7 protein-coding genes are annotated in these 5,610 nt (G+C 68.1%); 2 read left to right on the top strand and 5 right to left on the bottom strand.

Annotated features, from left to right (window positions below; genetic code table 11):
* Positions 1-153 precede the first annotated feature (153 nt).
* Positions 154-354 carry a PfkB family carbohydrate kinase gene (locus tag E1293_RS50900; protein ID WP_165978681.1) on the top strand — a complete coding sequence of 67 codons (201 nt, stop codon included), beginning with the start codon at positions 154-156 and terminating at the stop codon, positions 352-354.
* Here E1293_RS50900 and E1293_RS43985 read toward each other — a convergent pair.
* The 5 genes from E1293_RS43985 to E1293_RS43965 all read right to left on the bottom strand — a co-directional run bounded on the left by E1293_RS43985 (position 338) and on the right by E1293_RS43965 (position 4,819).
* Positions 338-937, bottom strand: a complete 600-nt coding sequence (locus E1293_RS43985) for an NUDIX domain-containing protein (protein ID WP_132205615.1) — start codon at positions 935-937, stop codon at positions 338-340. The genes E1293_RS50900 and E1293_RS43985 overlap by 17 nt on opposite strands.
* Before the next feature lie 167 nt (positions 938-1,104).
* Complete coding sequence (locus E1293_RS43980; protein ID WP_132205613.1) at positions 1,105-1,896, bottom strand: class I SAM-dependent methyltransferase; 792 nt, start codon at positions 1,894-1,896, stop codon at positions 1,105-1,107.
* A 24-nt stretch (positions 1,897-1,920) separates the two neighbouring features.
* Entirely contained in the window at positions 1,921-2,457 is a 537-nt protein-coding gene (locus tag E1293_RS43975) for a TSCPD domain-containing protein (RefSeq protein ID WP_481726114.1), read from the bottom strand.
* Positions 2,458-2,621: 164 nt separating this feature from the next.
* Positions 2,622-4,271, bottom strand: a complete 1,650-nt coding sequence (locus E1293_RS43970) for an aminotransferase class I/II-fold pyridoxal phosphate-dependent enzyme (RefSeq protein WP_132205609.1) — start codon at positions 4,269-4,271, stop codon at positions 2,622-2,624.
* The gene (locus E1293_RS43965) at positions 4,268-4,819 is read right to left on the bottom strand and encodes an HIT family protein (protein ID WP_132205607.1); all 552 of its coding nucleotides are present in this window, start codon (positions 4,817-4,819) and stop codon (positions 4,268-4,270) included. Before E1293_RS43965 ends, E1293_RS43970 begins: the two co-directional genes overlap by 4 nt.
* 357 nt (positions 4,820-5,176) lie before the next feature.
* Here E1293_RS43965 and E1293_RS43960 point away from each other — a divergent pair.
* Positions 5,177-5,610 (top strand): hypothetical protein (locus E1293_RS43960; protein ID WP_424923728.1); only part of this gene is annotated, 434 nt, incomplete at its 3' end.

The following is a 5,610-nucleotide window of genomic DNA, read 5'->3' as shown; positions in this document are numbered from 1 at the left end:
CGGTACGGGCCAGCTCGACGGCGCGACGCCGGAACTCCGGCGGGTGAGGTGGTGGCACGAGACACTTCCTTCCCAAGTTGATCAAGGTCAACTCAGATCGGGTGTCCGTGCTACGGGGGGAAGCTCACCGCAGCGCACGCCGTTTCTGTTCCCATGCGCCAGCCGCAGGGGGCCGGCGCTGCGTTCTCGGCAGGGCTGATCCATCGGCTTCGGCGCGGGGATGACCTGGAGGAACTACTGCGGTTCGCTTGTGCAGCGGGTAGCCGGTGGTGCAGCCGTCCGTTCGGAGCCCCGCTTCCAAATGAAGCCGAGATCGACGTCTTCGCCGACCGCGCACCTACGAACCTGCGGTGACTCGGTCAAGCGTCTGAGAAAGCTTGGCGACAAATCGCGCCATCTGAGGGTCGAACTGCTCGGCCGCCCAACCGGTCTCCCGATCCAACTCAAACCACCGAACCGCCGAGAACTCCGCAGGATCAGGAGTGATCGGGGTACGTCGATCAGCTTGGAAGACGAACCACAACGTGACATCAGTGTGCGAGTGAGCACCCCGGGTCTGGGTCACGGTAAGAAAGAGCGGAGCGCTGCCGGTCAGCGGGTGGAACGATGGGGCGATCCGCAGTTCTTCATCGAGTTCACGCACGATCGTCTGACGAGGATCCTCGTCCGGGTCCACATGGCCACCCGGCATCAGCCACGCTTTTGCTTTTACGTGGTCGACGAGCATGACCGAGTGGGAATCCTCATCCACCAGCGCGGCATAAACAGCCAGATGTTCCGGCGGAGTGGCGGGCTTCTCGGTCCGAAACAGCGGTGCGTCTGACTCGATCCAGTCCAGCATCCACCGACGATCAGCAGCCTCCCGCTCGTCGAATGGGGTGACTGCTGCGACAAGATCCCAGACCACGGCGCGCGGGCCTTCAACGACCGAGGACATAACAAACCCTCCGGCAACTCAAGTGAACATCAGGCCACTTGATGGCTCACCTGCATCACAGGCCACCCTATCGAGCCGTCTGCCAGCCGCGTGGAGGATCGCGCAGGCAGACCCATTAGTCCTCTCCGATCAAGCTCGTTCACCCCGCGGACAGCGTGTTGGCCTGCTCAGCGGCGAGCCGGAGTTGGTCGGCGTGGATGGGGAAGGCGGCGGGCCAGGACGAACACGAAGGAGTCGTCGAATTCCAGCACCGGCCCGCTGTAGGTGGCGTCGATCTCGGCGATACCGGCCGCGAGCTGAACGTCGTCGAACTTCGACAGCAGGGACATCCACCGGTCTGCGACCATCTCCAACCACCGGTCCTTGCCGATGGTCAGGGGGAAGGATGCGGTGCTCACTTCGCTGTGTAGGCCGCATGCGGCGAGCTGGGCGGCGATGCTTCCAGTGTCGGCCGGGTGGCGGCCGTACCGCTCCAGTGCTGCGGCGAACAGTGGGTAGTCCAACTTCGGGGCGAGCAGCACCAGCAGCAGTCTGCCACCGGGTGCCACCAGGCTGGCCAGCGTCCGAAGCGCGACACCGGTGCCAGCGGCGTGGTGCAGGACCTCCTTGGCGAGGACCACCTCGAACTCCGGGCGCGGCATCCACACGCTCCCCATGGCCAGATCCTCCAACGACGCCCGCACCGGCACCAACGCCGGATCGGTCGGCAGTTGGGCGAGCATGGCCCCACACGGGTCAACGCAGGCCACACCGCGCGTCCGCTCGGCCAGCCCGCGAGAGTACAGGCCGGTGCCGCAGCCGACATCCGCTGCCCACTCGCCCGGGCAAGGATTGAGCCGTTTCACGAGTTGGGAGGTCATCCACTCCACGAATGCCGGGCTGTAGGCCCAGTTCTCCTCGAACCGGGCCGCAAGCCGTTGGTAATGACGCCCCGCTCGTTCCTGCCGATCAGATGTCACGGCCGCGCCCCGCTGGTGGTCGAGTCAGCGGCGAGGCTGGACGGGAGTGCCGATGCCGCTGGCCAGTTCCGCGCGGAAGGCCACCATGACTTCGTCGGGGTCTGCGGCGGGGTCGGCCGACGGCACCTGGGTCTGCACGGTTGGGATCTTGGCGGTCTCGGCGGCGAGCCAGTCGCCAGCGGCGGTGACACGTTCGTCGACGGTGAGGATGCCTTCGGCGACGCGGACCTCATACGGCAGCCAGTCGATGGCCAAGCGGCGGGCGACCCAGTCGACGACGCTGCGGACGCGGGGGATGTCGGGGTCGTCGGTGTGGCCGTTGGGGACGAAGTACAGGTCCAGCCCCTGGCGGATCAGGTCCAGCAAGGGGACGCCGTGCTGCAAGCCGACCGAGAGGGCGACGGCGTAGATGTCCATCAGCCCGGCCTGGGTCTGGCCTTGTTTGCCCCAGGAGATGAACACCTCACCCAGGGTGCCGTCGGAGCGGGCGTTGGCGGTCAGGTAGAACCGTTCTGCGCCGATGGTCACCGCCGTGGTCACGCCGGTCCGCCGTCGGGGCATGTGCTGTTGCAGGTGCCGCTGAGCGGTCGGGTTGGGTGACTGGGCCATTTCCGCCTCCGTAACCGATTCCACAATTTGTGGGATTAGTGTCGGGTTCGAGCTACTACATGTGGTGGTTTGAGGGTAGTGGGATCCGGTGACATTTCTGGGGCGGCTCGCCGGGGTTAGTACCGCGTGCTGGCCAGGATCGCGTCGAGGTCGGCGACGGTGCGGGCCTGTCGTAGAGCCCTGACGGTTATGTCGGGGCCGGCGGGTCCGGAGTAGAGGGTGGCGGCCTGGGTGAGGCGGGAGACGAAGCGGTGCAACTCGCGGTCGCCGGCGGCCAGCGTGCCGCGCAGCAGGAACCCGCCGTTGTAGTCGCGGTGACCGAATAGCTCGCCCGGTAGCAGCGCGATGCCGCTGTCGGGGTCGGCGCCGCCGTAGTGCAGGAGGGCGGCGAATGCGTCCACGCTGCTGGCCGCGCTGGGGAGCAGGGTGGGGCTGACCCGCAGCGGCAGATACCAGCCGCCTTCGATCGGGTCGGCCCATACCGCCTGGTGGCCGAGGCGGGTGTTGATCTGGTGGAGGGCGAGCGACACGGCCTGCAGCGCGGATCGGTATTCGACGTTCCAGTCGTTGATCCAGCTGGTTGGTGTGAGGCAGATGGCCGCGGCCGCGGTCAGTTCGCTGGCCTGAGGGACGCGACCTTGGGACAGCACGGTGCGGTAGTGAGCGACTGCTGCGGCGAGGGCGGGGCTGGTGGTGGTGGCGAAGGCGACGCGGCTGGTTGGGAGCGCGAAGGTTTTGGAGGGGGTGGCCACGCTCAGCGTCCAGTCGCTCATCGGTCCGAGTGCGGGTTCGCCGAGGTCGGTGCCGGTCACCGCTCCGATGGGCAGGCCCGGCTGGTGCGGGTCGAGCCAGGACAGGGCGTAGACGTCGTCGGCAAGGACGTAGACGGGACGGCCTGGGTGGATGGCGTTGTGTTCCAGCATCACCCCGGCGATGTCGTGGGCGCGTTCGCGGGTCAGGACGGCGCCGTCGGCGTTGTTGACCAACGGGACGTAAACGCACCGGCGCGGATGGTCGGCGGTGGCGGCTAGCCACTCGCTCACTGCGGTACCGGTGAGCTCGGGGGTGACGTGGATGGTGCCGCCGAACACCGGCGGGATGAGCCGCAGGCTCTGGTAATAGCCGGCCGGGGTCAGCAGCAACCCGCCCAGGTGGTGCAAGTCGTCGTGCCGGCGGCGGCACATGATCGCGGCGCAGAACGCCATGAACGCGCCCTTGGCGCCGCCGCAGAACACCGCCACCCGGTCTGGGCCGCACGGGACGCCGACGCTGGTGAAGTGGGCGGCGGCGAACGCGCGAGCCTCCTCATCGAACCCTGACGATCCGCCTCGGTAGGCCCCGAGCCGGTGCCGGCGCCCCGCGACATAGCGCAGGACCTCGACGGCCGATTCGCCGGGACGGGCCAGCTGTGGGTAAAGCAGCTCGTACACGGCTCGGACGCTGATGCGGGGCTGGTAGGCGGCGTCGAAGACGTCCAGGTCGGCCAGAGTCGGCGAGTGGTGGTTGCCTGCCTGGTGGCAGGCGTAACCGAACAGGCCCTGCCGCTCGCGGTAGAAGAAGCTCCCGACATCGGTCACGACCGGATGCGGATCAGGCGAGGTATGGCTGCCCTTGTACAGCTTCACCAGGTCGTGCCTGCTCTTGGCGTCGTCCAGGACCGCGTACACCGCGGTGTACAGGTCGTCGAAGCCGCTTTGCAGCACCGCGCCGCGGGACGTCGACGGGCGTCCCGTGACCGAACGTGACTGGGACAACTTGCCATTCATGGCACCGGCCTCCCGGCGTACGGTGGGGCTTGCAGGTCGGTGACGGTTGCGGCGATGAGCTTGGCGCAGCGGTGCTCGGACCAGTCCCAGGCGCCGTCGTGGACGCGGGGGTCGAGGGCGGCCACGGCGCGGCGCAGCCGGATCCGCCGATGCGACTGCCGCACCTGATCGGCATCCCGGCCCACGTCATAGACCCGCACTGCCGCCTGCTGGGTACGGACTGCAATGTAGGAACGGTCGGCGGGCAGATCAGCCAGAGCGCCGATCTCCTCGCCGTCCAGTTGCTCATCCAGCCATCCGGTCAGGTCTGCGGTCGATGGCAGCAGGTGCCAGTGGGCGTGCTCGATCCGTCGTATCCCGGTGGCGGCCAGGCCGTACTCGAAGGCCAAGACGGGCAGGTCGTAGACCGCCTGCAACCGGGCGGCCAGACCCTCGATCAGAGCTTGGGATTCCTCCAGGACGCCTGCCGGCAACTGGCCGAAGGACAGCGCATGGGGCCGCGGCACCACAAGCAGGTAGCCGGGGACGAAACAGCCGTACGTCGGCACCGCAACAAGATTCTCACCGGCTGCGATGAACCGGGACCTGCCAGGCGGCAGCAGTCCATCCAGCGGCGTGGATCGAGACGGATCTGCCCCCAGGCACAGCGCGCACGAACCACGCTCCCCGGCTGATCCCGACAACGTGCGCTGCACCGTACCTCCCGTTGGGGCGACCGGCCCCGACCATCGGGTGCTGTCTGGTCCCATTAGGCGGCGGCATACGCGCCGGTGGGGATGGTGCCGAAAGTGTGAATGGGTGCCGTTGGTGCGCGCTGGTGCAATCCCGTGGCCGGGGTGGTCCGGCGGGGGTTACCGTGCGAGCACCCGGGGATGCACGCTGCCGACTTGTGCGGGGAGGACCTGATGGCCGATCCCAGCTTCAGTACCACCGCGGCCAGCGGGAACGATGCCCGGCTGGCCGCGCAGCTCAGCGTGCTGGGGTGGAGCCCCGAGCGGCTGGCACGCCGTCTCAACGCCTTCGCCGAACGGCAGGGCCGTCCCGAGCGGATCCACCCCAAGACCCCTTACAAGTGGGTGACCGGCGATCGGCCTCGTCCTCCACGGCCGCCATGGCCCTGCCTCACAGCGGCGCTCCTGTCGGAGGTTCTGCACCGCGAGATCACCCCCTCCGAGCTCGGCTGGCCGGCCGACGATTCGCAGGCGGTGCCCGCCGACACCGGGCTGATCGTGCCTTGGGACACCCACGGCACCTTGCGGGCGCTGCGCGCCCTCACGCAAGCTGGGGCCATGGACCGGCGCCTGTTTCTGATGTTGCTGGGAAGTACGGCCACCTCATC

The sequence above is a fragment of the Actinomadura darangshiensis genome (assembly GCF_004349235.1).
Lineage (GTDB): Bacteria > Actinomycetota > Actinomycetes > Streptosporangiales > Streptosporangiaceae > Spirillospora > Spirillospora darangshiensis.
The sequence above is the reverse complement of the archived record's forward strand: the minus strand, read 5'-3'. Positions and strand labels throughout refer to the sequence as shown.